Below are 26,786 nucleotides of genomic sequence, written 5' to 3'. Positions count from 1 at the left end.
AATTGTAAAGAACCGCATGAGTTCTCTTCATTTTTTAAAGCGCTCCTGCAATCGCTTGTTTAAAACGGTTTTCTTTGTTCCATACTGATAAAAAACCGTCAAAATGGGGGCTTTGCATGGACACAATCATGAGTAATAAAAAAATCCGCATGACCGTGAAAACGATTCGAGCCTGTTTTTTTATCGGCTTGCTCGCGTTTCTATTTGCAGGCACCGTCTTTTTGACGATTCTATTAATAGCTAAATGGCAAGGTGCCCCTTCTGTTCAAGTTCCCCAATCCACGACCATTTATGCAGCCGATGGCTCAAAGCTTGGAGAATCCAGCTTTGGAGAAAAGAGATATTGGGTGCCATTAAAGGAGATGTCTCCTCATATCAGACAGGCAGTTGTCGCTGTTGAAGATAAAACCTTTTATGAGCATCATGGCTTTGATGTGAAACGGATGGCAGGTGCTGCGGTGGCCGATATTCGTGCCATGGCAAAAGTGCAAGGTGCCAGCACGATCACCCAGCAATATGCACGAAACCTTTATTTAGATCATGATAAAACGTGGAAGCGGAAGTGGAATGAAGCCTTTTACACGATTCGTTTAGAACAAAACTATACAAAAGATGAGATTTTAGAAGGATACTTGAACACCATTTATTATGGTCACGGAGCGTACGGCGTGGAAGCAGCGTCCCGTCTGTATTTTGGGAAAAAGGCGAAAAATTTAACCCTCGCTGAATCTGCCCTGCTTGCCGGTATCCCAAAGGGGCCTTCGCTCTATTCCCCTTATGTGAATGAGGAGAAAGCCAGCGCAAGAAAGAATATGATTCTGAGGCAAATGCAAGAGGATGGCATGATTACGAAAAAAGCAGCCGATGACGCTGCGAAAGAAAAACTGTCCTATCGCCCTTTGCGAAAGAAGCAGCTGCAAGCAAAGCAAGCCCCGTATTTTTATGACGATGTGATTCGAGAGTTGAAACAAAGTTTGGGGTTAACTGAGGAACAGATTGAAACCTATGGGCTTCATATCCAAACGACTCTCAATCCAGAATTACAGAAAATCGCAGAAAAGACGTTAAAAAACACGATGAATTCCAAATCAGAAATCCAAATTGGCTTTGCTGCCATCCATCCCCAAACAGGGCATGTACTTGCCCTCATAGGCGGGAGAGATTATGAGAAAAGTCCATTCAATCGGGTGACACAAGCAAAAAGGCAGCCCGGTTCAACCATGAAACCCCTTCTTTATTACATTGCCTTGCAAAACGGGTTTACACCCGCAACCGTCATGCGCAGTGAGGAAACGGTGTTTGAACTGGATGATCAAGGCAGCGATGCCGCTTATTCACCAAGCAATTATCACGGCTATTACGCCAATGACGGCATTACAATGCTTCAAGCTTTAGCACTGTCTGATAATATTTACGCTGTGAAAACCCATCTATTTTTAGGAATGGAACAGCTTGTACGTGCTGGCAAGACATTTGGAATCAAGGAGAAACTAGATCAAGTACCCTCTCTTGCTCTGGGCACGTCTCCTGTGAAACCCATTGAAATGACCAATGCTTACGCCATGCTGGTCAATGGCGGAAAACGCGTTAAACCAACCTTTATTACGAAAGTAACCGACGCAAAAGGCAATGTGCTTTTTGAAGAGAAACAAAAACGAGAACAAATCCTCGATGAAAAAGCAGCATTTGTCACCACCGACATGATGTCAGGCATGTTCAATGATCAATTAAACGGCTATACAAGTGTCACTGGCCGCACTATTATGAAGGACCTTACAAGAACGTACGGAGGAAAGTCCGGGACTACAGGCGCCGACAGCTGGATGATCGGCTTCTCTCCCCAGCTCGTCACAGGTGTATGGACTGGCTATGATAAAGGCCGCACCATTGATTCAGTCGAAGAAACAGCCTATGCGAAAAAAATATGGGCTTCCTTTATGGAATCAGCCCTCTCGAAGCAGCCAGCCTCCTCCTTCATGCCGCCAGACGGTGTCAAAGGGGTATATATTAATCCAAAAACCGGCGACCTCGCAGGTCCAGGATGTGAATCAAAGGTATTCACGTATTTTATAGAAGGAACGGAGCCGACAGGTGTCTGCTATGGTGCTGAAGACAAAGCCTCAGAGCAGGAACCTGTTCAAGATCAAAAGCCAAAGAAATGGTGGGAAAAGTGGCTGAAACGTTAAAAAAGACATGAAAAACCCCGAGATCTGCATCTCGGGATTCTCCATGTCCTAGCTTTAACACCAGTTTACTCAAAAACCGGAGAGAATTGGTAGACATCCGCCAATCTTCACAAAAATTTCACAATTATTCAGGGACAGCCAATCCTTCTTTTAATTCATCTGTTGATGCGTCCCATAGCGCTTGGTTATGACCTTTTAAGAAATCAGCCAGCACCTTTTTGGATACGTCATCCATATGACTCACGACAATTTTTCGCTTCATCGATTTATCCATTAAATTCACATGCTCTGGAAGTGACTTATACCCTCGGCGGATCGAACGGTCAACGGTCATTTCACAAGCCGTCACACCTGCATAATAAGGCCCTTCTTCTCTGCGGTCAATCGTCACCCATACAAGCCAATACGGTTTTCCGTTCGGCACTTCTTCTTTTGTTTTCAAAAATTTAATTCCTTTTTCGACGGCACTTCTTGCATGCATGGCACCAATATCAATGACAGCTTCCTTTTCCTCTACATCAATGATGACTGGCGAGATATTATCAAGGCTGAGGGCACCTGCCCCAAAGCCTCCATGTCCGTCGGTTGCATCTGTTTTTTTAATAATGTTAAAACCAATTGGTTTCTTCTTTTTACCTTCCATTTATTAAACCTCCTAAAGCAGCGGCTTCAAAATAAGATTAAACCAGTGTATGATTTGATCCCGCATTCCGATCAATGGACCAAACACAAACTGTCCCAGCGGTGTGATCACGAATATGAGAAAAATAATGATCCCATATTGTTCAAATTGCGTCATTTTCGCCCGGATACGGGGGCTGACGACGTCCTCAATAATCCGATACCCATCCAGCGGCGGAAGTGGTAATAAGTTAAATAGGAACAAGATGACGTTTAAGTTAATAAAGATTAAAAAGAAATTATCGACTCCCGGCTCAAAGCGCATGATCCACTCCCCGCCAAATTTCTGAAGAAGCACATACACAAAAAAGCCCAAAAACGCCAGCACCAAGTTACTTAATGGCCCAGCAATGGAAACACAAATCCCTGCTAAGCGCGGTTTTTTAAAATGGTAACGATTCACCGGTACCGGTCTCGCCCAGCCAAACCCGGCCACAAAGATCAAAATCGTCCCGAATACATCGAGATGCTTCAGTGGATTGAGCGTCAGTCTCCCTTGATTCTTAGCCGTCGGGTCTCCGAATCGGTACGCAACATATGCATGCGCCAGCTCGTGCATCGTAAATGCAACAACAAGCGTAATGGCGACATATGGAATAAGTTCTAATGGATAAACAAGAAATTGGTTCAAAGGCATGAATCCCTCTTTCTTTCTATACAATGATTTACTTCATTCAGTATACTATAAGAAGTCCCTTAAACTAAAGGGAAGCGTAGCATTAAAGGAAAAAGGAGGTTTTCGCCATGCCGATTGTCACCGTTCAAATGCTTGAAGGAAGAACAGACGAGCAGAAAAGAGCTCTTGTGGAGAAAGTCACTGATGCCGTTGTAGAAACAACAGGCGCAGGTGCAGAAAAAGTCTCTGTTATTATTGAAGAAATGAAAAAAGAACACTATGCCGTAGCAGGAAAGCGCATCAGCGACCTGTAAGCATAAAAAAAGGACAAACACATGGGTGTTTGTCCTTTTGTCTCTTATTTTATCTGTACCAAGCTTTATTACGGTTCACTTGATTTTTATGAGCCGCATCAAAGTAGTCAACTGTGTAAGAATAATCATAATTCATTAAGCAGACAATACCGCTTCCTTGAGGGTCGTGCGGTAAGCCAAAGTTATGACCGTATTCATGCGTAGCCGCTTTTGCAGTGTTCGCTGTTCCTTGATCAAGGTTAACGGCGAATGCACTTCCGCTTGGTGCACTATTGTAAACATAAGCAATTCCGCCAGCATCAAAGTTTGGATTTGCTGTAAATCCAGTGACAAAGTCATATCCTCTGCCATCAAAGCTGCGCGCAAGGTTAGACAAAATTTGCTCTGCATTTGATCCCGAAGACGTCCAAGATCCTACTGCTTGTACGACAAAGTCCACATCATGATCACGGTTAAACGTGACATCTGCTTGCTCAATGATGCTGACAATCCGTGTTTGCCAGTCACTATATTTCGCACGATACTGCGCATCAGCGACCGCATAAACAGTGACCTTCTGACTGCCTGTACTTGCTTTTGTTGAAATAGAATCTCCTGTATTGGCCTTAAAGGTTCTCGAGCCTACCTGCTTACCAGACTCATCTAATACCTTTGTTGTCACATCTCGTTCAATTGGAGGTGCTGTCTTCAAATCTTTAAAATCTTTTGCTTTTGGCAACCCCTCACTAATATGGGTTTCGAACGGCGCATGACCATGATCATGCCCATGACCTGCACTCGCTACTGGTGCTGAAGCTGAACTTACCCCCGGTAACAAACTACCTACCAATAAAAATGACAAAAAGACTGAACGCTTTTTCATTCCTATCCCTCCTTTGTTTTTCACAAGGTTATATATTCACTGAAAATTCACCATTTTCCTTCTATTCAGTCAAAAACAGGGAATTAGATGCACAGGAAGAAAGTCGAATTACGTCATTTTCACTAATTTTTCGGATATTTTGGCACACATTTCATCGAAAAATAGCGCTTTTGGTCCGGGTCTTACAAAACAAAAAAAGCCCTAAAAGTCGGGCTTTTGTTCAACTAGTTCAATTCCTTCAACTGATCAATATAAGCAAGAGCCGCCTCAAATTCTTCGTCCGTATAGCGCTGCTTGCTTTTAATAGTGAAGACCTTTTCCTTTACCTCATCTTCTGGCAGGTTATCAAAATATAAAATCGTTGAGACAAGCTCTAGGAAACGGGATGATTGCTCGTTCATCTGCTGCGTCAGCGCTTTGAGGTCAGGCATGTCCACTTCACACTGATCGAGAAACTCTTTCCCATTGTCCGTCAGCGAATAGCGATATTGATAGTATCCGCCCTTTTTTTCCTTCATTTCGTCCAAGAATCCAAGGTTACACAGCTCTTCAATTCTGAGCGTCAACTCCTCTGAATAGGGGCCATAAAAATGAAAATCGTATTTCTCGTAAAAAGGCAAATCTAGCTTTTTTGCTATGTAAATCATCTTTTGCAGCTTCTTCCGTCCAACGATTTCCCCTGATTCAGAGAATACCTTCATCAACTTTGCATGCTCTTTCAACAAATTCCCGACATCTCCTTTTTCAGTACTTCCTTATCCCAAACCAAGCAGCTTCATGATCGCCTTTTTTTCTTCAGCTTTTTCCGACATATCTACAATTAAGTCCATCGGGAAATAAAGTTTATGATCGGTTCTTCGTTTACCGGAAATGGCGTCAACAATATCTGACTGTCTCGACAGTTCTTTAATATGACCGCTTTGCGTCAAAAGGTGGATTGGCAGCCTCTCTTCTTCCTCCCCTGGTCTGTAGAAGTCATAGGGCAAGTCAGAGGAAGAATCGACCACTAAATAATAGTCAGGATCAATTCCTGCCTCCTTGAACAAGGCGGTCAGCTTGAAATATTTCGTCATTTCTTCATTTGGATTAAACTCTGTATATTGGAACAATCGGCGGTTCATAAAACGGCGGCACAAATCAGCCAGCACGTGATCTTCTTCATCTTCCCACGCCTGAAAATAAAATAAGACAATGGATTCATCCAGCTTAATATAGTCCTCTGTGGTGACATTCCCCTCAAAGATTGAATAAAAGTGAACGGGGGCATGTGTAAAAATATAACCCGTTTCATGCAGCTCTTTTGCCCGATGAAGGATTTTCGTTAAAATGACTTCCGCACTGCGTGTCACTGGGTGGAAATAGACTTGCCAGTACATTTGATAGCGGCTCATAATATAATCTTCAACCGCATGCATCCCGCTCTGCTTCATCACAATCTGATCTTCTCTCGGGCGCATCACACGTAAAATACGTTCCATATCAAAGTGGCCGTAGCTGACGCCTGTATAGTAGGCATCACGCTGCAAATAGTCCATTCGGTCGGCATCAATTTGACTTGAGATCAAACTGACCACCTGTTTGTTTTGATACGTTTTGGCAATGACTTCAGCCACATGCTTCGGGAAATCATCACTCACCCGGCGGAGCACTTCATTGACTTCCGTCTGCCCTAAAATAATATCTCTTGTAAACGATTCATGGTCTAAGTGGAAGACCTTTTCAAAGGAATGAGAAAATGGACCATGTCCGAGGTCATGAAGCAAGGCTGCACTAAGTACAAGCTCGCGCTCCCCTTCATCCCATTCAGGCCGCCCTTTAAACACATCATCCACAATTCGTCTCACAATCTCGTATACACCGAGTGAATGATTGAATCGGCTGTGTTCTGCACCATGAAACGTCAAATAAGTAGTTCCTAGCTGTTTAATTCGTCTCAGGCGCTGAAACTCTCTTGTTCCTATTAAATCCCATATTAATGCATCCCTTACGTGAACATAACGGTGTACAGGATCTTTAAATACCTTTTCCTCAGATAATTTCCCTTTTGGATACGCCATCGTTTCGTCCCTCTTTTTTTAAGACGTGTTTCTATTATATCGGGTAACTTTTCCCGAAAACATCCTTGAATTTGCTGATGAATGTGTTCTCAAAGATTGCACGGACGTAAAAAGCCCGACCTGACAGGGACGGACCTCTTTTTAGGTCGACTGAACACATTCAGTGACATTTATTTGACTTTTTTTTGAACCTTTTCAAGTAATTCATCTTCTGTTGGTGCGGATAATGGGCGATTGTTCACAAACGCAAAAGCCTTTTTTCGTCCTGGACCACAATAGGATTGACAGCCGATCTCAATTTTTGCATCAGGGTCAACCGATTTGAGTCGAGGCAATAACGTCTTTAGGTTCGTCGCATCACAATCGTCACATACGCGAAACTCATTAGCCATGGTCTTACGCTTCCTTTCAATGATGATACTTCATTCTATATGAAACAGTTGGACAGCCAATCATGAATAATATACCACCCAACATTGTACATCGAAGCGGCTGGACTTGCAAGACGCTTTGCTGCCCCCATCATCCGCTTACATAAAAGCTAGTATTTTCCACTATCCTTTTAGCAAACTTGTATAAACCTTCTTGAACTTGGCTAATCTAATACCATCAAATCATATGGGGGTTTAAACACATGTCAAAACAAAGACAAGATGCTTGGTCAGAGGAAAATGATCTCCTCCTGGCAGAAACCGTCTTACGTCACGTCAGAGAGGGCAGCACGCAACTAAATGCGTTTGAAGAAGTTGGAGACAAGCTGAACCGCACCTCAGCGGCATGCGGATTTAGATGGAACGCTGTCGTCAGACATCAATATGAAAAAGCGCTGGCACTTGCCAAAAAACAGCGAAAACAACGGATGCGTGCACTTGGTAATGGACAGCCAGCGAAAAAACGATTACTTTATCAGCCGCAAGTAGAAGAAACGGTCACTCAAGAGGAATTCTCACAGGAACTGGAGCCAGCAAAGGAAGAAACATTTGCACCAGCAGCTGAAACTGCTGAACAGCTTCAGTTTGTGGATCAAAGCTACAATGAAGAGTTAGCTAGTTTATCACATTTATTGTCACAGGCTGCTCCTGCCCCAAATACCGCAGAGAAAAAGCCGGAAGCAAATCCATTTAGGCAGCATCAAGAATTAACCATCGACGATATCATTGATTTCTTACGCCGTTATGAAGGCGATGGTCAGCAATCCACTGCCTTACGTATGGAAAACAGCCGCTTAAAACGAGAAAACAATGAGCTTTCTCATAAAGTCTCGCAGCTAGAAGCTGAAGTGAAGAAGCTTGAAAAGGATCAGCTCACGATTCAAGAAGATTATGAAACACTCGTGAAAATCATGAACCGTGCAAGAAAACTAGTTTTGTTTGAAGAGGACGATAGTGCCGCACCAACCTTTAAAATGGACCGGAACGGCAACCTCGAAAAAATGGCAGAATAACAAAAAGTGCTCCCCGCCTCGGGAAGCACTTTTTTTAAATGCCCAAAAATAGCATCACACTAAAAAGGACATTGATCAAAAACACAAACATAAAAATATATCTGACCTGCCTTACCTGAAAATCACCAAACATAAAAATATAAAGACCTGCGATGCCAAGTGTCAGGACAGGCTGAAGAAATGGCACTAAAAGCGAAATGCCGTAGCCGGCTCCCATGATGACAGGAAGCCATAGTAAATAGAGGTAACCGCCGTTTTTGGATTTCAAGAAACCACTCCCTCTCTTTCTTCTATCTGCTTGATTTCAGGCTGAACAAACTTGAGTCCGGCCATTGTGCGGCCGCGTTTTTGTGATGTCCAGACTGCAATCGCCGGCTGATCAGTGAGAGATTCTGTGTCAATGGTGATCAGCACTTTCTCATGTAATTCAATTGAAGCTTCAGACTCGATTTTGCACCCAGATACACTAATATCATGTATGTTCACCGGCACCTTCTCTTCTAACCGGCCCTCATAGGACAGCGTGCCTGTCACGCTTTGCAACGGTCTTCTCACCCATTTGCGCCGCAAGGCCCTTGGTACTTTCTCCGTTTCTCTTATAAAGCGGAGAAATGTCCGAACAGCATAGGATTTTTTCTCACGATCCGTTATCGATACATGCTCTCGTGTGAATAAGAAACGGATCAATGATAGGTACTCTGATTTTTCTGTATCAGTAAAAGCAACACCAACCATCAGCTTGTCTCCATCTGGATGGCTCCAAACCACATCACACGCCACACTTTGATCCTCTGAAAAGAACAATTGCATTTGCCCTTGATTTAAAGAAGAAGCTTGATCAAGTGGAATGGATAGACGCGCACCTGAATCACTCATGTCTAGTAGAAAACAAGCAATCGATTCTTCTTGACGATCAGAACAGAGCTGCCCCTCTTTTTCTATGACAAACCGCTCTGATTTTCGATAACGCGGACGATCAAACGCCACAATCAGTGCCATGAATAGACCTGCACCGTTGTAAAGCACCCAAAAAATATTAATCAACGTGAGATCAGCATTCATCGTCCCATTTACCTTCATATCGTATCCTATTTTCACAAGGACAAGCAATGAGAGCAGCAAGAAGATCAAATGAGGAATCATCGTTTTCAAATGAAAATGTCTCTTGTCCGTTTGAATTCCCTTCGGCGTGACAAGGAATTCAACCCTCTTCTTCAAAAACAGCTCACTTAAAGCTACACCAGCCAAGTGGAATGCCATAGAGCTTTCGTAAATATGACTCCAAAACATACTTCTTTTTTGATTCGACACCAGTTTAAACGCTAAATACGAACTAAAGAACGCCGGCAGCCAAAACATAAAAATGGACTGGAAATCGGCCCAGAAACTTTGAATACCAAATAATAAAAACAATATTGGTGTAAGAATGTAAATCATTTTAAACAAACCGTTAAACCAATACACAATGCCATCTAAATAAAGAACTCGCTGCATAAGCGTTAAGCCGCGAACCTTCAATGGATTAAACTTACGGGCGCACTGAATGTTCCCTCTCGACCACCGGTCTCTCTGCTTTAACAAGTCAAGCCAGCTTTCAGGTGCGAGACCGACGGCCAATACTTCTCCGACAGACACAGATTTGAACTTCCCTTGGAGAAGCATTCCGGTCGCCATGTCTTCTGTAATCACTCCAGTAGCAAAACCGCCAATTTCCTCTAAGGCCGTTCTTCTAAATACAGTATTACTCCCGACATACATCACCGCATTGAACCGATCCTTACCAGCCTGGAGGGTTTGCATGAAGAAGTCCTGTTCATTTGGAATTCGATCCTTCGAGAACATATTATATTGGAAAGGGTCTTCGTTATAAAACGCCTGTGGAACTTGAACAAACGCAGTCGCTCCATCATGAAAGTAAGGCACTGTCTTTTCTAAAAAGGCAGGAAGGGGGACCATATCAGCATCAAGTGTGAGAATCAGCTCCCCATTCGTTTGAGACATCGCATGGTTTAAATTACCCGCCTTAGCAAACTTGTTATCTGTTCTTGTCAGATAATGAACGCCAAACTCAGATGCAAGCTGCTCCACAGACTCCCTCTTGCCATCATCACATAAATAAATGTGGACGCTGCCTTTTGGATAAGACAGATTCAAACAGCCTGCCACCGTGCGTTTCAGCACTTCAATCGGTTCATTATATGTAGCTATGAAAATATCAACTGTTGGCAGCCTGTCCAGATCACTGATCGTGACTTGTTTCCGATTTGAAGGCTTCCAAACAAGTGTATAAAACACAAGCAGCTGTAAAAATCCAATACATTCACAGGCAACAAGCAAGATGCCCATTATTATATTAAATGTACCTTCATGCGGCAGTGTAAAGAAGAGACGCCAGCAAATATAGGCGGCATTTGTTAACACACAGAGCACAATGATGATTTTTTTAACAGTAGAGGCCATCGGCTGAATACGATACATCACATACAACACAGACAAAACACAAAGCATCAACAGCGGGTAATACGTGGTGAATAATGACAACAAATTTACCTTCTTTCTTACGCCATAAATGACTATCACATATCAAATTCCATAACAAAGGAGGGGATTCTTTCATAAGATTGCCCCTCCAAACCTATTCAAGCAGCCAAATCAATATATTATTTCCACAATGTATCTAACTGATTTGAATAAAAATCAATCGCTTTTCGATAACTTAAAATAGCAGGATCTTTTGTCGTTTCAGTTAAACAGTTCAGTAATATTTCCATCGCTTTACTGTGTTCCTTTAAATTATACAAAGTCATGGCATAGAACGTTTGAATGGCTTTGTTGTCCGGATAAGTTTCCATCCCTTTTAGGAATATCTGTTTTGACTTTTCGTATTCTCCTAAAGTTCTGTATGTACTTCCTAACCCTAGTAAAGCGTCTTCTAGTTCTTCTGAAGACAATCCTAACTCAATGGCCCTTTCATAAAAAAAGACAGCTTGCCTTTCCTCTCCTAACAGGTCATAACTCAAGGCACACATTGATAATGAATAGAGGCATCGTCTGGATACTCCTTTGCAAGATGAGACAGCATTTCATTTGATTCTTAAAGATGTCCACTTTTTCGAAGTTCAATGGCTTTTTCAAGCTTTGTTTCCATCACTTCACCTCTACTCTTTTCAAGATGAAAAGGCTGATGTTTACGAAAACACCTTTTCATTCCGCTCAATCATCCGCGTCATGTTTTTCTCAAATTCCAGCTGTTCTTCTGCATTCAGGCCCGAGGCTGTCAGCTGATTACTAAGCTTTTGAAGCTCCTCTAGTAATAAACGCATAAGAAGCGTACAATCAATCGGTTCACCGATTAATTCTGATAAGGATGCCATCGTATCCGGCTGTATGTCAGGAAATACTGCCTTTACTTCTTGCTGTTTATCCTTTAAGGCAGCGTCATAAAAACGGCGGATCAAGTCGGCACGTTCACGCCCGCTTCCATCTGCACACAAATAAATTTGCACAGCGACCCCACCGCGTAATCTACGCTGAGAAATGCCTGCAAATTTCTTTCCATTGATACTTAAATCGTAGCTGCCTGGACAATAAGAGCCGACTATTTCATAGGCTTCAATGTCCACATTATACATAGACAGCATCCGGCGGATCAATTCCACCATCGCATCATACCCGCGGTCAATATCAATGCCCTTCTTTTGTTCCGCAAAAATTAAAGACACATTCAGTACACCTTCATCCAGCACCACAGCAAGACCGCCTGAGTTGCGCACAATCACACGATATCCCTCTTCCTCAAGCAGCTTTACGCCATCTTGGAGAAATGGAAGTCTTGTATCCTGAATCCCAAGCACAATCGTATTGTGATGCACCCAAGAACGGGCTGTCGCTGGTGAAAGGCCCTTCCCCACCGACGCGCAAAGCGTATCATCCATCGCAAAGGATTGCTTCGGGTCCACATAAAGACCAAGACTCGACTGATCGATAATCCGCCATTTCGGCTGTGTCAGTAACTCAATAGGTTCATTTTTCATCTCCTGCATATCCTCTCGTTCATAAACTGTGTTTATTATAACATGGGATGAATGGGGGGAGAATGCAAAAAAGCTCCATAACATTTGGCGTCACAGAGCGTTTCAGTTGGATGATTTGGTTTTCTTGTTCTTGCTTTTCATGATGAAATATACAGAGAAAACTAAAACGATGGGTATCACAACTACGAGACAAGCAGTGATCCATGTATTCCAAGGCAATGTGATCATCTCCTTTATTGGATTACGCTTCTATATTACAGCCCTCACTCACCCATTTCAGAAAGTTGTCGGTTAGGAGCTCTGCATGCTGAGGGTCCATCACACCTGCATCCACCATCCACACCTTTTTCTCCTCATCAGCCAGCCGCATGAGAAATACTTGTCCGCCGCCATCGTCGCCAATTGCTACATAACCGCTTGCATATTGCTGAACCTCCCATGTTGCATTGCGTTCCGCCATGTCCTCCGTACCGTATAGAAGCACCTCACCGCCAATGGAACATCCATTTGTCTGTTTCAGCAAAGCCTTATAAGCACAAGGCAGCAGCATGTTTAGCTGTGATTCTGCCTCTGTGATATGTATGTCACTGGCTGGTTTGTTCACGTGCAAATGTGGGATTTGGGGTAAATTGATCATTTTTAAGAGCCTCCTCTATGTTAAGCCGCTGATTTTTTCATCACCCTTTTATACAAACGAAGGAGCATTTTTAAAAGAAAATAGAAAATGACCACGTCAAGTATAAAACCCCACACTAGAAATTCAAAAGTATGATGTCCGTGCAGAACTAGCCAATCAATAGGGAAACCGCGATAATCAGCATCTGAGTAAGAAACTCCTCTCAGCAAAGCTGTTCCTATAACAATCAGAACACTGATACTTAATAGCCAGTTGGATGTTTTTTTGTTTTTGTATTGTTTATGTTCCATAGGCATTCCTTTCTCTGTTTTGCTGCCCGATACAAGACTTGATTCCAGTACTACAGACAACCGTCCTATCTATGACAGCATTTCTTTAAGCAAACTCTCTGCTTTATGTAATTCATCTAGAAAGGGGTTTAGATAGTCATTATAACTATCCAAATAAGCTCTCACCCCGCCAATGATCAAAATCTTTTGGAGATCTTCATTGTTCTGAATGATCCTTTGTGCATTTTTATATCTTTTGTATATTAATTGGAGAACACCTTGATTGATTTCTTGTGGATATTCTTTTTCTAGGATGTTGATGACTGTTTGGATTTGTTTCGTTAGTTTTTGTTTTTTGTTCATTGAACGCTCCTATTTTCAAGGTTTTATTTAAATCATTCAATGGTACTTTACTGTTAATAATATTTATTGAGCTTTGATGATACACATGCGCTATCATATTTCAGCCCAAACTGCCCCAGTTATGAACCTACAGAAACCGGTTTTGCCAACGATCAACTTGAAGCATATTTCGCTAACTCATAAATATAAAAAGGCCCTCTTACCGAGGGCTTGTCAATTGTTACTCATCTGCCAATTCCCATACTATTTGACCATCTACCAAAATCTTATTTGGTGGATCATCATAAAGAGATATCTCAACTAAAGAGCTTTTCTCTTGAATTAACCAATCGTATACACTGCCACTGCTTTCATTAGGATGAGATAGAATATCATTTACTTGGAAAGCAGCAGCAATATATTCTGTAAAATTAATATCATCTTCATCTAACATATTACTTGTTTCAAAAACTGTATCTAGTTTTCCTAAGATTTTCAATCCACTATTCCATTCCAAAATCATATTTTTTTTTTCATACTTTATTAATGTTCCAATCAAAGAATCATAACCCATTTTTTACCTCCGATTTATCATTTTAAGGCCTCGCTGGTACGATGTGAGCACCATCTTTTCCATAATGTATCATTCCCTTAGTAGTCTCTTCATACTTTCCAGTATCAATATTATAGTATTTTCCTATCGCTTGGCCAAAGTCTATCCTTTCTTTATTCTTACCCAATTCTTTTCCTGTCCCTGCATATTGATCCAGCAATTCTTGTGCCTTTTTATTATCTCCGTAAAAAATGCTTTTCTTTTTTCCATTTGCTACTTCTTGCTTATAATTTGGTGTTTCTGGAATATGTTTTTCTTGAGCTCCTGATTTTATTTTTGCAGGGAAACCATTTACTTCACGGTACGGTCCTTTTGGTACGGATTGTTTACCATAAGTAGGTGTTTTAACCCTCTTCACATTCTTCCCTTGATCCAACCTAAAAACATATTTCCCAACCTTCACTATTTTCGTTATTGGGATGATAGAGGCTGCGGATAGAGCTTGGTCTGTGCTGCTGATGTTTTGGCTGGTTTCTGGGTCTTTGCCAGTAACGGCTCGGTAGCCGTCGTAGATGCCGCTGTATTCTAGGATGATGTTTTCGGTGGTTGAGACGACTTCACCGTCTATTATGCGTTTAGCGTTGCCACGGCTGCGGCTTTCTGGAATTTTGTCGACTTCTTCTATTCTTATTTCGCCGTTTGCGATATACGTTCGGATGATTTGTTTATTGGCGTAAACGGTGTATCGTCCGCCAATAAAATCAATATCCGACGGATCAGTGACGACTTCATCTGCGATGTCGAATTCTTTTAACTTTTTAATGCCTTTTACGTTGAATAGTTTACCATTTATGACCCTGATGTCTCTATGAATCTTGTTTTTCCCGTTCACTGCTTCCCTTTGCAATGTCGTAAGCGATGGATCGTTTGCTGTGACTTGTTTACTGATGTTTTTATGGGTGTCATTTCGAACAACCGTCTCCACATTCGCCTGTTGTTTCTCTCTAAGTTTCTTCAGCATAATCATCAATGGGTTGTCTTTTGGGTTGTCTATTTTATCTTTTAATCCACTGATGGTGCTGCTTATTTTCTCTTCTTTTCCATCTTTGAAAATAGATCCCTTTTGATAGCTCGTGATGTCGATTTTTGGGCCGGTGAACATGGTACTTAAGGTGTCGATGTATTGCTTCATTGTTTGAAGGGAGCTTTTGGTTTCATGTAAAGCACTTGTCTGCTCCCGGTCAAATGCATGAAGCAGACCAATGGTTCTTGAGGTCTCGAGCCATGCCTTTTGATAGTTTTGCTGAAACACTGATTCGTCTACATTTGGTAAATGAACAATATGACCAACTCTGCCAATGGCGTGGTTTACCTCTGATACGATTTCAGAAATCGTTCGTTCAGCTTTTTTTAAGCCTTGATCAAGATCATGTTCGATAAATGCTTGTGATATAAATCCGTGCTCATTTGATTCTAATGCGTGAAGAGCCTGCTTTGTGTTTTTTAATGCAGCGCTATATTCCTCAATGACGACCTGAAAGAATTGCAGGAAGGGAATATGGCATTCTGTATAAAAGGCGCGGATGGCTTGTCCCGCCTCTCCCTTTAGTGCGCCATCGAGTGAGATGATGTGATTGATTTGTTTTTCTAGGGAGCTGATTTGCTGCGACTGCTGCTTTAACGCATTCAGCGTTTGATCTATTCCATTTATTAGCGCAAAGGCGTCAAGGGTTTTCATTGCGTTCTCCTTTATTTTCTTTTACTGCTGGAAGCAAGCGCCTTGTCCGTTTCAATCATGGTGTTCACCGCTTGTTCTGTTTGTACAAGCTGTTTCTGAAGAATGCCTATATAGGATGTACTTAATTCGTTCAGCTGCTGATTGATCTTTTCTATTGTGTCTACCGTCAGGAGCTGATTTCTTCCTTTGACGGTTGTTGGAAGGGCTGCATTCATTTGAGCGCCTGATTGTTTTGCATGCTGTAATACTCGTTTGACCTGACTGGCATCTATTTTAATTTCTCTGCTCATGTGACTACCCTCTTTTTTCCAGTTGTTGCTGCTTTTCTTTCTCTATTTTTCTTTCAACCGAATGAATTTCATGTTCTAACGAATGGATCTCCGATGTGAAATCATTGATTTTCTCATCGATTCGATTTAATAGATTGGTCAGCTGTACACCTTTTATTTCCTGACTGGCGGAAGCCATTCCATCTCGAATGTCATCAAACGTGTCTGCCAAATGGCCAAACCATGTATGTGATGTCAGATCTGGATGAGTGATTTTTTTGCTGGCATCTGACAGGGCCCATTTTGCCTCTTTGATTTCTTTTCGGCACATATTAAGTTCGATGATTTGTTCTTTTTTAATAGATATATCTGCCTTTAACGAATACAAGGCTGCTTTATAACCGATGATTGCTCCAGATATGGTTAAACACCTCTATTCCTTAAATAGTCCTCCGTTATGTTACCATTTACTAGCACAAGAGGCATATGATTGAAAGTGAATTTACCAAAAAATGAATCGTACGTATTGGGTTTTAATACCTATTTCTCGCGCACAAAAAAGCTGGATTCATTTACTGAATCCAGCTTCTTATTGCTTATTTGAGCGAATCACCTGCTGTTGCTGATGGATGATCGCTAAATGAGGTGTCTTTCTTTTCAGGAATATAATGGAGAGAGAAACCGACAAGACTGAAAAAGGCACTTAACACCAATGTTGGGTTTTTGAATAGGTTCGTACTTGCAATGATCATATCTCCCTTTTGCAAAAGAATCCCTAGTATTTGACCGAATACCAACAGGGCTCCTGACGTTAAGAACAGGACAAGCAGCACTTTAAATAAAAATTCCATCAATGCTCTCATGTGTTTCTCCTTTCTATACTGGAAGTATTCCCATTCCGATGAGCCAGCCAATTCCTACGATCGGCAGCATATAGTAGAGAATCAGTGGTATAAATGTTTTCTCCGGTCTGGCCCCTGCAAGACCAGAAGCAATGAAAATCGATCCTGATGCCGGCGGGGAAGCACCTTCTGTCGATGAAAAAGCAAGAATGGCGACAACAGCCACAACTGGGTCCACTCCGACTGAGACTAGAGCTGAAAATGAGACAAGTCCAACAGCTGTTAACGTGGCTGTAGAAGATAATGGCCCAGCCACCAGCGTGACAAGAATTCCCACAATGAGCACCATAAGCCACTTCGGAATGGTAAGTACTGATGTGATTTGCGTCAAATCTTCTGCCAATCCTAATTCAGCAAGCACCTGACTAGCAGCAACAGCAAACAGCATCAAGCCACCGATCGTTGTAAACTTAGGAATGGCCGACTTGAAAAACTGAGACCAATCTAGTGCAGACGCCTTTTTCCTTCCAATTGTTAAACTAATTAACATCATGAGAATCGGAATCCACGTAATTAAAGAAATTTGATCCATTGCCTCTGGGCCAATGTTCGGATTACTTTTTAAGTAGTTTGCCAGCGGACCTATTGTGATAATGATAGGAATCAAGGCACCGAAAAAAATAAAGATCGACTTCCACCCTTGTTTCACAGCTTCCCTAAAAGGAAGAATATCATCTGGCGGCATGGCTTGAATTTTATTCTTTTTCACCAGAATATACACAAGAATAAATCGGTATACGACTTGATACAGTCCTCCTATTAACAGGGCAATATATAAATCTCCCTCAGATACAAGGGCTGCAATTGGTGCAAACCCCAGCATGATAAACATGGAAGAGTTCGGAGGCAGTGCTGCCCCAAGTCCGCCATTCCCTGCTAAAATCGTGGCTGTATGGGTTCGGCTCCAGCCTGATTTAATCATCCAAGAAGCTGTGATAGAGCCAGTGGCCGCTGTGTTTGCAGAATTTGAACCTGAAAGAGCACCTAAGACTGCTGAACCTAACGTACTCATATAAGCCGCCCCACCAGGAAGTTTTCCTACAACCGAATTTAAGATTCGCAAGAGTGCATGAATTAATTCCAGCTTTTCGATTAAATAGGCCATGAATACAAATGCAACAGCTGCATAGAGCACCTCATATGTGGATGCAAATTTTAATCCATCCCAGAAAAGTCTTAATGCATCCAATCCGCCAAATAATGTGGTTGCAATAAAGCCTAATAGCATGGCTTCTCCCATATTCCGTTTCACGAAGACATTCCATATAATGATGACAGCTATGAATACAATCAACGCAATAAAACCCATATCGTTTTTCGCCTCCCCTTCGTTAAATAAAACGCTTACAATTTATTGCCCCTGCTGCATCACGTCAATGACTTCTTCCCAGCTCGCCGGCTTTTTCCCATTAAACCGTTCAACGAATTGAAAGTCTGCTAATCTCTCAAGCTTTTGTTGTGCTGCCCGAGACATACTGGCATCAACCTCTGCTTCATCTAGCATTTCAATAGAGCCAAGAAGCTCGATCGCTCGCCTTTTTGCATGAAGTGCACTCCCTGTCACAAGACGGTTCATAGTCTCTTCAAAACTTTTGCTATCCATTGTATCGCTTAGTGAAGAAATCACTTGTTGTTCCACATTATATTTTTTGGAAATTTCCAAAAATTCAATCATGAGACCAACGATCCCCTTCATATAAACGCTTCTGATCAGCTTCAAGGCCGAAGCATCTCCTGGCTGGTCACTGATTTTTGTGATATTCATGCCATAAGCATTCATTACTTTCATGAATTGGTCAGTTCCACTGCCGCTTGCCGTGATCGGAACCTTGTGTTTGTTGACTGGAAGAGGCCCTAGCATGGCAGCATCTACGAATAGAGCTTTTTGCTTTTCAATTTCGTTTGCCACTTGTTTTTTGATGTCTGGGGTTGATGCCGATACATCTACATATACTTGATTCTCTTTCAAACTTCCCGATACGGATTGGACCACTTCTAAGGTTTTATTTGCCGGCACAGCAGCAATCACAATATCAGATTTCTCAATGACTTCGCTGATACTGCTTGTCAATTCCACTCCTGTACGGGCTGCTTTTTCTTTTATCGCTCCAGCCAATTTCTCATTTTGTAAAAGTACATCATACGCATAAAATTGGTCTAATCCTTCTGATTTCAATCCCGTTGACAACTCGTATGCAGCTTCTCCATATCCAATAAAGCCTATCATCATCACAAATTCCCCTATCCCTGATATTTTTTCATTCTGCCTTCCAGCCATGGCGGTGCTAAAAGACTGATGTCTTGCTTTCCTTCGTTCATATACTGTTGAATCGTTTTTAATCTTTGATTTTCATACGCTTGTTTCTCTTCCGCTAGTGTCAGCAGGTGTTCCGCCTTTTCCTTTGGAACGATGACGACTCCATCATCGTCTGCAATGACTAAATCACCTGGTGCTACTTTGACACCGCCGCACGAGATGGTTTGATTCAATTCCCCAGGACCATCTTTAAAAGGTCCATTTGGCATAAACCCTTTACTGTAGATCGGAAACGCTAGTTCCTCTAAAGCGAGTTTGTCGCGAACAAGCCCGTCAATCACGATTCCTTCTATTCCTACAGCCTTTGCAGCACCTGCCATCAATTCCCCTAAATATGCATGACCCTTATGGTCTTTTCCATCAACAATCAGTACATCTCCTTCTTTTGCAGAGTAGATCGCTTGATGAAGAAATAAATTATCCCCTGGCCGTAAGCTAACGGTAAAAGCTGTACCTGCTACATTCATGCCTCTTGCAACTGGTTTGATTTGATGATCCATCGCACCGGTGCATCCCATCACGTCTGACAGCAAAGTTGAGTTAAGCTTTCTTGCCCGATCTATTAGATCATTTGACACGAATTGAACAGTACTCATTGTTTCCTTCATCCCCTTTTAGTTATATTCATTACATTTAATATTATATAAAGTAATATATATTACTTTTGTGATAAGATCATACCATCTCATTTTTATTTAGTAAAGCGCTTTCATAAAATTTTAAAATAAAAAAATGAGTCACCACACGACTAATGTGTTGTGTGATAACTCATTTTCGTTAACATATGATTGATTTGATCTAAACGAGGTTTTGTCCTTTCAGGGTCATTAATGGCTAAGGCACTTAAAATGTAATCTACGATAAAGATAGCAGATACGACAGAGTTATGAGAGCCCGCACTTGCTGAGGAACATGGTAATACATATTGTGCATACTTGGTTAGTGGAGAGCTGTAGCTGTCTGTAATTAAAAGCACTTCCACCCCATATGACTTCGCTGCCTCCAGCAAATCCTTTATACGCTTTGCATAGCGAGGATAGCTGACCGCTATAATGAAATCATCAGATTGAAAATGAACGAGTTCGTCGACCCAGTCACTTTTGTCTGCATCAATATATTGACAGTTCCCCAACAGGCGATTGATTCCTTGTGACAGATACTCTCCAACAGGTCTTCCACTTCGGACACTTGTACACAGAACCTGGCGGGAGCTGGCTATTTTTTCAACAATATGCTGAAAGGTTTCTTCCGTGATATTGTCTAAAGCATACTGGATATTTTGAAATTGCAGCTCGACATGGTTATGCAAAAGCTTACTTTTATTTGAATGCTTGAGGTTCGCTTCAAGTCTCGTTTGAGGAGCAGCTTTATGCTTCATATTTGATTGAAGCTCTTTTTGAAGCTCGGAGAAACCGGAATACCCTACAGCAGCAGAGAATCTCATGATGGTCGCTGTACTCGTCCCTACTTTTGACGCCAATTTATCTACAGTTAAAAACGCGACCTCCATTGGATTTTGCACGATATAATCTGCAATTCTCCTTTGTGCCTCGGTTAATCCCGCGACCTTATGCTGAAGCTTATGTATTAAATCGTCCATTATAGCACCTGCCCATTCTATCGGCTTTATCTACGATCAAAATTTTTTCTTTTCCCCCTATATTGTACACATTTGTCATCAAAAAAACAGCCAGCACGAATCTATCGTACTGGCTGCCTTTGTCGAGATCATTATAGTGCTTGAGCTGCTGTGATAAGCGCAAGGTTGTAAACGTCTTCGGCATTACAGCCTCTTGATAGATCGTTTACTGGCTGGTTTAAGCCTTGAAGGATAGGACCTACAGCTTCAAAGTTACCTAAGCGCTGTGCAATTTTGTAGCCAATGTTTCCAGCTTCGAGGCTAGGGAAAACAAATACGCTGGCGTCGCCTTTGATGACGGAATCTGGCGCTTTTTTCGCTGCTACTGAAGGAACGAAAGCTGCATCGAATTGGAATTCTCCATCAAGTACAAGCTCAGGTGCCTTTTCTTTTGCAATGCGAACTGCTTCAGATACTTTTTCTGTTTCGTCTGATTTTGCTGAGCCTTTTGTAGAGAAGCTAAGCATTGCCACACGTGGTTCGATATCAAACATTTTGGCTGTGTTTGCACTTTCGATCGCAATTTCAGCTAGATCTTGGCTGTCTGGTGCAATGTTGATTGCGCAATCAGCAAACACATATTGCTCTTCGCCGCGAGCCATGATGAAGACGCCAGATGTTTTCTTTACGCCTTCTTTTGTTTTAATGATTTGAAGTGCTGGACGCACTGTGTCAGCAGTTGAGTGTGCTGCACCGCTCACAAGTCCGTCTGCCAGACCTTTATACACAAGCATTGTACCGAAGTAGTTTTCATCCAGTAATGCTTTTCTTGCTTGCTCTTCTGTTGCTTTGCCTTTACGTCTTTCTACGAAAGCTTGTACAAGCTCTTCAAAACCTTCATATGTATGAGGATCATACACGTCAACACCAGCAAGTGTAAGACCTAATTCTTTTGCTTTAGCTTCAACTTCTTGTTTTTTTCCTACCACAATTGGCTGCAATACTTTGCCATCTGCTAGTTTTTGAACGGCTGTTAGAATGCGTTCGTCCATTCCCTCAGGAAAAACGATCTTTACTCCTTTACCTGCAACCTTTTCCTGAACTGTTGAAAAAATATCTGCCACTTCAATACCCTCCTTGATTTTACAAAAAAAGCGTTCTCTTTTAAGCATACTCTTCTTCTACCTAAATTCAAACTACCAACTTATATTATAGCGCTTACAAATTAAATTCTTATTTTTCAAACTAATTTAATCAATTTTGAGAAAAGCTGTTTTCCTCGTTCAAGTTTTGATCACATCTCCATTTGGACAAACTATGTTATAGTTGGAACAGATGGAAAACTGTTAATAGGAGTGAAAGAAATGAGCGAACAACATACAACAAATGAAGCAGCTCAAACACTAGATGGCTGGTATGCGCTGCATGATTTTAGAACAATCGACTGGACAGCTTGGAAGCTGCTGACAAGTGATGAGCGCCAAGCCATCATTCATGAATTCACAGGTCTATTGGAAAAATGGAAAACAGCTGAGCAAGATAAAGCTGGAAGCCAAACAATCTATAGTATTGTCGGCCAAAAAGCAGATATTATGCTCATGATTTTACGTCCGACAATGGAAGAACTAGGTGAAATTGAACTCGAATTCAACAAGACACGACTAGCAGAGTTTACGATTCCAGCTTATTCTTATGTTTCAGTTGTTGAGCTCAGCAACTACTTAGCAGGAGGCGGCGATGGCGGAGATCCTTACGAGAACCCGCATGTACGTGCTCGCTTATATCCAGAGCTTCCTTCTTCTCAATACGTGTGCTTCTATCCAATGGATAAAAGACGTTCTGGCAATGACAACTGGTACATGCTTTCCATGAATGAGCGTAAATCTCTTATGAGAAGCCACGGTTTAATTGGCCGAAGCTATGCTGGGAAAGTAAAACAGATCATTACAGGTTCTGTTGGTTTTGATGATTATGAGTGGGGCGTTACCCTTTTCTCTGATGATGTGCTTCAATTTAAAAAATTGGTTTATGAAATGCGTTTTGATGAAGTCAGTGCACGCTACGGCGAATTTGGTTCCTTCTTTGTTGGAAACCGATTAGCAAACGAGCAGCTGGCGTCTTATTTCCATGTATGATAAACTCTTAAGGCTTCGGATCTCTCCGAAGCTTTTTTATGTATTTGTTTAGAAAGGTGATCACATCATGAAAAACTTCCCCATCGCTATTTTTGCGTTAACGCTCGGTGCGTTTTCGATTGGCATGACTGAATTTGTCATCATGGGACTTTTACCAAATGTAGCAAACGACCTTCATGTATCAATTTCTGCTTCAGGACAGCTGATTACTGGATATGCACTTGGTGTCGCAGTTGGCGGACCTATTTTAACGTTATCGACTGGAAAAATGTCGAGGAAACGTCTCCTCATTCTGTTAATGATTCTTTTCGTTGCGGGAAATGCTGCTGCCGCTGTCTCGACCTCTTATGGTCTATTAATGGCCGCTCGTATTTTAACGTCATTTGCTCATGGAACCTTCTTTGGCGTCGGAGCCATTATGGCTGCACGGCTTGTGCCTAAAGAGAAAAGCGCAAGCGCGATCAGTTTCATGTTTACAGGACTGACAGTTGCCAATGTACTCGGTGTGCCGTTCGGTACCTTTATCGGAAATCAATTCGGCTGGCGTATGTCTTTTCTAGTCATTGCCGTCATTGGTCTCATTTCCTTAATTGGTATCATCAGCTTAGTCCCAAATCAGTCGAAAGAAGAAGTACTCGATATTCGAAATGAAGTATCCGTTTTGAAAAAACCACAAGTACTCGTTTCCTTTGCAATGACCATCTTTGGTTTTGCTGGTGTATTTACAGCCTTTACGTATATCAGCCCAATCTTGCTGCAAGTCACTGGCTTTCAGGAAAATGGGGTGACGCTCATCCTTGTCCTATTTGGACTTGGGGTCACCATCGGGAATTTAGTTGGCGGAAAGCTTGCTGACTGGAGGCTGATGCCAAGTATTATGGTGACACTGATCCTGCTCATTGCTGTCCTGTTATTGTTTACAGTCACTTCCGAATTCAAAGTGCCTGCCGTGCTGACCATTTTTGTTTGGGGAATCATTTCATTTATTCTTGTTCCTACCTTGCAATACCGCACGATGAACATGGCACATGAAGCACCGACACTCGCATCGACGCTCAGCCATTCTGCCTTTAATATTGGGAATGCCGGCGGTGCAGCGCTTGGCGGTCTTGCTATCGAAATCACACATTTACAGCTTGTTCCGTTATTTGCTGCTGCTGTGACATTTATTGGCCTCATTATTACAATCATGAGCTATCAGTCAGATAGAAGAACAAAAAGGACCTGAGTCAGGTCCTTTTTTATTTCACCACGGTCATTTCTGGATCTTCTATTTGTTTCAAGCGTTCCTGAATTGGATGGGAAAAAGAGTGCTCTGACAAGACAATATGGGAGACGGTTTTTGTAAATCCAGACACTTCTTGAATAAAGGCTTCAATTTCTTCAAGAGAAGAAACAGACAGCTTAATGAAAAAGCAAGACTGCCCTGCCACTCGATAAGCAAAAAAGGCGCGTGGGTGCTCGTTCATAAAAGCCACAAAACGCTGATACTCCCCATTTAACACCGTAACTTCCAGCAGGCAGTCAATCAGAAGCCCTAATTTTTTATAATTGACCTGAACAGAATACCCTTCGATAATCCCTGCATCCTCTAATTTACGCACTCTTTCTGCTACCGCAGGTGCTGATAAATTCACTCGTTTGGACAATTCCCTCATGGATAAGCGGGCATCTTCTCTCAATTCATTTAAAATATGCACATCTACATCGGTGATTTTCATTCGTACCTCTCCTATCCAAAAATCGTTCCATTTGAAAAGTATTTTATGATAATACTTATGATACGAAATGTAAAATAAAACTAAATAATGGTAGAATTTATTTTAACGGAATTGAATGAAAAAGCAAGTATGGAGGGATCACTTGATGAAAGAATCTTTAGACAGCCAGGCTTCTAAAACATTTCCCATCACACTTGCCATCGCACTCACACTTGGCGTTTTTGCTGCGGGATCGGAAGAGCTGGTGATTTCACCACTGCTGCCTGATTTATCAAACTCCTTTCAGCACTCTCTTGATGTTCTCGCTCTTTCCATCAGCATTTATGGGTTAGCTGTGCTGGTTGGAGCTCCGCTGCTCGTTCCTTTAGGGGACCGGTATTCAAGAGAGCTGTGTTTGATTATTGGGCTGTCTTTCTTTTTGGTTGGCACAGTGATGTGTGCTGCTGCCCCAAATTTGGCCGTGTTTTTTGCAGGCCGTGCTATTTCTGGGCTGGCGACTGGTGTATTTGTGCCAACAGCCTATGCTCTTGTGGGCGACCGAGTTCCATACGAATATCGCGGCAAAGTGATGGGACTCATTGTATCGAGCTGGTCTCTTTCTCTTGTCCTTGGTGTGCCCATTGGCGCCTTTATTGGTCAAAGTTTGAACTGGCGCTGGACATTTTGGATTTTCGCCATGATGAGTCTCGTTGTCCTGCTGCTCGTCATCCTTGAATCTCGTAAACAAGTCGCCACAGCTGATCCGAAGGCATCTCAAGCTAGGGAGAAATCAGGCTCTATATGGGGGGCTTTAAAAATTGACCGAGTCCCAGCCTATTTGACCGTGACATTTTGTAACATGCTTGGATTTTATGGCATGTACTCATTTTTAGGGGCTTACCTGCAAAGTCTGTTTTCAGGGGGGCAATCAACAGCTGGACTTCTGATCATGGCTTATGGCGTTGGTTTTTCCATGAGTATATTTACCGGGAAATTAGCAGATTGGTTTGGCAAAACACGCTCACTTTTCTTTGTGCTGGGCGGCATTACGCTCGTTCTTGCCTTACTTCCTTATGCACCGTTTTCATGGACATTGCTCATTTTCGCTTTATTTATTTGGGGTGCCATGCAAAGTTTATCTGTCACGCTTTTGAGCACCGTCCTGAGCGACTGCTCTCAAACCCACCGAGGCAAAGTGATGGCTTTTTACAGCCTTGCTTCCAATCTTGCCGTTATGCTTGGGTCCGCTCTGATGGGACCTGTTTATGTCCATTTCGGCTATCATACGGTAGGGCTTGTATGTGCACTCATTACGCTTGTTGGTTTTCTCATCAGCTTCGTCAGCTATAAACGCGAAAAAACCTTACAGCAGAAACATAAAAACACATTTGAAACGTGAGCTCATTTCACTGCACATCTCGATATGTGCAGTTTTTTAGATCAATTTTTAATATCATCATAAAATACATTTTTTATAATTTTTGTTGACAATTGCCAATTTATTTTTTTATAATCTAGTAAAAATTTGAAAAAGATTGGATGGTAAACATGATCTTAAAGAATGATGTTTTTCATTTCAAAGAAGAGCCCATCGTTTCACCTAAGATGTTTACAGTCAATACATTAGGCCCTAAGGGGACAAGCAGTGAATATGCAGCAAAACATTTCATCTCTCATTCCACCACTACACTCGGCACCCATACGAAACTATCCCTTTACGACACATTCGAAACTTGCATTGAACATACTCTCTCTAACGCACTCCAATACACTCTCGTTCCACACGCATACGAAGGAATCAAACACTTCTACATGAGACCTGACCTACAGCTTTTACAAATATTCAGATGTGACACGCCCATGTATGGTTTGGCTGTCAGACCAGATTTCCCCTTTCAAGAACAAATGCTTCACCATTTAAAAATTGTTTCTCATCCTGCACCTGTGAATTTGATTCAATATTTTATTCATCAAAATGCTGAATTTGAGCTTGTCAATTCTACAAGTACAGCCGCACAAAAGGTAAGAGACGGCGAATTTGATTTCGCTTTAACCAATGAGGTGGCAAGAGCTACATACGGGCTCACCTTCATTCGAACATTTAAAAGCATTCCTATGAGCTGGTCTATATTCGGAAAAGGAGAGATGTAA

Annotated in this window: 30 protein-coding genes and 1 pseudogene; 7 read left to right on the top strand and 24 right to left on the bottom strand. The window is 42.0% G+C overall.

The window, feature by feature from the left end:
* Positions 1–116 precede the first annotated feature (116 nt).
* Complete coding sequence (locus tag ASE42_RS02375; RefSeq protein WP_056765528.1) at positions 117–2,186, top strand: transglycosylase domain-containing protein; 2,070 nt, start codon at positions 117–119, stop codon at positions 2,184–2,186.
* A gap of 124 nt (positions 2,187–2,310) precedes the next feature.
* On the opposite strand, the gene ASE42_RS02370 is transcribed toward ASE42_RS02375, so the two are convergent.
* A complete protein-coding gene (locus ASE42_RS02370; protein WP_024423769.1) occupies positions 2,311–2,829 on the bottom strand; it encodes a YwhD family protein in 519 nt (172 codons plus the stop codon).
* A gap of 12 nt (positions 2,830–2,841) precedes the next feature.
* Positions 2,842–3,498, bottom strand: a complete 657-nt coding sequence (locus tag ASE42_RS02365) for a site-2 protease family protein (protein ID WP_024423770.1) — start codon at positions 3,496–3,498, stop codon at positions 2,842–2,844.
* Positions 3,499–3,611: 113 nt separating this feature from the next.
* Between ASE42_RS02365 and ASE42_RS02360 the strand changes: the two genes are divergently transcribed.
* Complete coding sequence (locus tag ASE42_RS02360) at positions 3,612–3,797, top strand: 2-hydroxymuconate tautomerase (protein WP_012011601.1); 186 nt, start codon at positions 3,612–3,614, stop codon at positions 3,795–3,797.
* A 49-nt stretch (positions 3,798–3,846) separates the two neighbouring features.
* On the opposite strand, the gene ASE42_RS02355 is transcribed toward ASE42_RS02360, so the two are convergent.
* From ASE42_RS02355 to ASE42_RS02340, 4 genes are all read right to left on the bottom strand, one after another.
* The gene (locus ASE42_RS02355; protein ID WP_024426367.1) at positions 3,847–4,659 is read right to left on the bottom strand and encodes a zinc-dependent metalloprotease; all 813 of its coding nucleotides are present in this window, start codon (positions 4,657–4,659) and stop codon (positions 3,847–3,849) included.
* 224 nt (positions 4,660–4,883) lie between these two features.
* Positions 4,884–5,384, bottom strand: a complete 501-nt coding sequence (locus ASE42_RS02350; protein ID WP_024426378.1) for a YwgA family protein — start codon at positions 5,382–5,384, stop codon at positions 4,884–4,886.
* A gap of 30 nt (positions 5,385–5,414) precedes the next feature.
* Entirely contained in the window at positions 5,415–6,716 is a 1,302-nt protein-coding gene (locus tag ASE42_RS02345) for an HD domain-containing protein (protein ID WP_007497716.1), read from the bottom strand.
* Between the two features lie 170 nt (positions 6,717–6,886).
* Positions 6,887–7,108: a DUF1450 domain-containing protein gene (locus ASE42_RS02340; protein ID WP_003215259.1), complete on the bottom strand. Its 222-nt coding sequence runs from the start codon at positions 7,106–7,108 to the stop codon at positions 6,887–6,889.
* A gap of 242 nt (positions 7,109–7,350) precedes the next feature.
* Between ASE42_RS02340 and ASE42_RS02335 the strand changes: the two genes are divergently transcribed.
* On the top strand, positions 7,351–8,160 hold the full coding sequence (locus ASE42_RS02335; RefSeq protein WP_024423774.1) for an RsfA family transcriptional regulator: 810 nt from the start codon (positions 7,351–7,353) through the stop codon (positions 8,158–8,160).
* A 34-nt stretch (positions 8,161–8,194) separates the two neighbouring features.
* Here the strand turns inward: ASE42_RS02335 and ASE42_RS02330 are convergent, their stop codons facing one another.
* The 17 genes and pseudogenes from ASE42_RS02330 to pta form a co-directional block, all read right to left on the bottom strand.
* Positions 8,195–8,428 (bottom strand): DUF5970 family protein, encoded by a 234-nt coding sequence (locus ASE42_RS02330; protein WP_024426379.1) that lies wholly within the window; start codon positions 8,426–8,428, stop codon positions 8,195–8,197.
* Positions 8,425–10,701, bottom strand: a complete 2,277-nt coding sequence (locus tag ASE42_RS02325) for a glycosyltransferase (RefSeq protein ID WP_056765519.1) — start codon at positions 10,699–10,701, stop codon at positions 8,425–8,427. Before ASE42_RS02325 ends, ASE42_RS02330 begins: the two co-directional genes overlap by 4 nt.
* A 119-nt stretch (positions 10,702–10,820) precedes the next feature.
* Positions 10,821–11,308: pseudogene (locus ASE42_RS02320) on the bottom strand (tetratricopeptide repeat protein).
* Positions 11,309–11,348: 40 nt separating this feature from the next.
* Entirely contained in the window at positions 11,349–12,194 is an 846-nt protein-coding gene (locus ASE42_RS02315) for a biotin/lipoate A/B protein ligase family protein (RefSeq protein ID WP_056765516.1), read from the bottom strand.
* A gap of 241 nt (positions 12,195–12,435) precedes the next feature.
* Complete coding sequence (locus ASE42_RS02310; RefSeq protein WP_041108215.1) at positions 12,436–12,831, bottom strand: SMI1/KNR4 family protein; 396 nt, start codon at positions 12,829–12,831, stop codon at positions 12,436–12,438.
* A gap of 20 nt (positions 12,832–12,851) precedes the next feature.
* Positions 12,852–13,121: a hypothetical protein gene (locus tag ASE42_RS02305; protein ID WP_041108217.1), complete on the bottom strand. Its 270-nt coding sequence runs from the start codon at positions 13,119–13,121 to the stop codon at positions 12,852–12,854.
* A gap of 69 nt (positions 13,122–13,190) precedes the next feature.
* Positions 13,191–13,463: a hypothetical protein gene (locus ASE42_RS02300; RefSeq protein WP_041108219.1), complete on the bottom strand. Its 273-nt coding sequence runs from the start codon at positions 13,461–13,463 to the stop codon at positions 13,191–13,193.
* 220 nt (positions 13,464–13,683) lie between these two features.
* Positions 13,684–14,016, bottom strand: coding sequence for a hypothetical protein (locus tag ASE42_RS02295; protein WP_041108221.1), 333 nt, complete (start codon positions 14,014–14,016; stop codon positions 13,684–13,686).
* Positions 14,017–14,038: 22 nt separating this feature from the next.
* Positions 14,039–15,733: a T7SS effector LXG polymorphic toxin gene (locus tag ASE42_RS02290; protein WP_056765513.1), complete on the bottom strand. Its 1,695-nt coding sequence runs from the start codon at positions 15,731–15,733 to the stop codon at positions 14,039–14,041.
* An 11-nt stretch (positions 15,734–15,744) separates the two neighbouring features.
* A complete protein-coding gene (locus tag ASE42_RS02285; protein WP_056765510.1) occupies positions 15,745–16,023 on the bottom strand; it encodes a YwqI/YxiC family protein in 279 nt (92 codons plus the stop codon).
* A gap of 4 nt (positions 16,024–16,027) precedes the next feature.
* Positions 16,028–16,423: a YwqH-like family protein gene (locus tag ASE42_RS02280; protein WP_056765509.1), complete on the bottom strand. Its 396-nt coding sequence runs from the start codon at positions 16,421–16,423 to the stop codon at positions 16,028–16,030.
* Between the two features lie 175 nt (positions 16,424–16,598).
* Entirely contained in the window at positions 16,599–16,865 is a 267-nt protein-coding gene (locus tag ASE42_RS02275; protein ID WP_034281262.1) for a hypothetical protein, read from the bottom strand.
* 13 nt (positions 16,866–16,878) lie between these two features.
* A complete protein-coding gene (locus ASE42_RS02270) occupies positions 16,879–18,213 on the bottom strand; it encodes a TRAP transporter large permease subunit (protein ID WP_056765508.1) in 1,335 nt (444 codons plus the stop codon).
* Between the two features lie 42 nt (positions 18,214–18,255).
* Positions 18,256–19,134, bottom strand: coding sequence for a prephenate dehydrogenase/arogenate dehydrogenase family protein (locus ASE42_RS02265; RefSeq protein ID WP_056765507.1), 879 nt, complete (start codon positions 19,132–19,134; stop codon positions 18,256–18,258).
* Between the two features lie 11 nt (positions 19,135–19,145).
* Complete coding sequence (locus ASE42_RS02260) at positions 19,146–19,817, bottom strand: RraA family protein (RefSeq protein WP_056765506.1); 672 nt, start codon at positions 19,815–19,817, stop codon at positions 19,146–19,148.
* 152 nt (positions 19,818–19,969) lie between these two features.
* A complete protein-coding gene (locus ASE42_RS02255) occupies positions 19,970–20,821 on the bottom strand; it encodes a MurR/RpiR family transcriptional regulator (protein ID WP_056765504.1) in 852 nt (283 codons plus the stop codon).
* 131 nt (positions 20,822–20,952) lie between these two features.
* Positions 20,953–21,924: a phosphate acetyltransferase gene (gene pta / locus ASE42_RS02250; RefSeq protein WP_056766819.1), complete on the bottom strand. Its 972-nt coding sequence runs from the start codon at positions 21,922–21,924 to the stop codon at positions 20,953–20,955.
* A 240-nt stretch (positions 21,925–22,164) separates the two neighbouring features.
* Here pta and hemQ point away from each other — a divergent pair, with 240 nt between their 5' ends.
* Positions 22,165–22,935, top strand: coding sequence for a hydrogen peroxide-dependent heme synthase (gene hemQ, locus ASE42_RS02245; protein WP_056765501.1), 771 nt, complete (start codon positions 22,165–22,167; stop codon positions 22,933–22,935).
* Positions 22,936–23,002: 67 nt separating this feature from the next.
* A complete protein-coding gene (locus ASE42_RS02240; RefSeq protein ID WP_056765498.1) occupies positions 23,003–24,163 on the top strand; it encodes an MFS transporter in 1,161 nt (386 codons plus the stop codon).
* Between the two features lie 13 nt (positions 24,164–24,176).
* Here ASE42_RS02240 and ASE42_RS02235 read toward each other — a convergent pair whose 3' ends face one another.
* Positions 24,177–24,656: an Lrp/AsnC family transcriptional regulator gene (locus tag ASE42_RS02235; RefSeq protein ID WP_056765492.1), complete on the bottom strand. Its 480-nt coding sequence runs from the start codon at positions 24,654–24,656 to the stop codon at positions 24,177–24,179.
* Between the two features lie 145 nt (positions 24,657–24,801).
* On the opposite strand from ASE42_RS02235, the gene ASE42_RS02230 reads away from it, so the two are divergent.
* The gene (locus ASE42_RS02230; RefSeq protein ID WP_056765491.1) at positions 24,802–26,034 is read left to right on the top strand and encodes an MFS transporter; all 1,233 of its coding nucleotides are present in this window, start codon (positions 24,802–24,804) and stop codon (positions 26,032–26,034) included.
* A gap of 149 nt (positions 26,035–26,183) precedes the next feature.
* Positions 26,184–26,786, top strand: coding sequence for a bacilysin biosynthesis protein BacA (locus ASE42_RS02225; protein WP_024423797.1), 603 nt, complete (start codon positions 26,184–26,186; stop codon positions 26,784–26,786).

It is taken from the genome of Bacillus sp. Root920 (genome assembly GCF_001429445.1).
Classification (GTDB): Bacteria; Bacillota; Bacilli; order Bacillales; family Bacillaceae; genus Bacillus; species Bacillus safensis.
The sequence above is the reverse complement of the archived record's forward strand: the minus strand, read 5'-3'. Positions and strand labels throughout refer to the sequence as shown.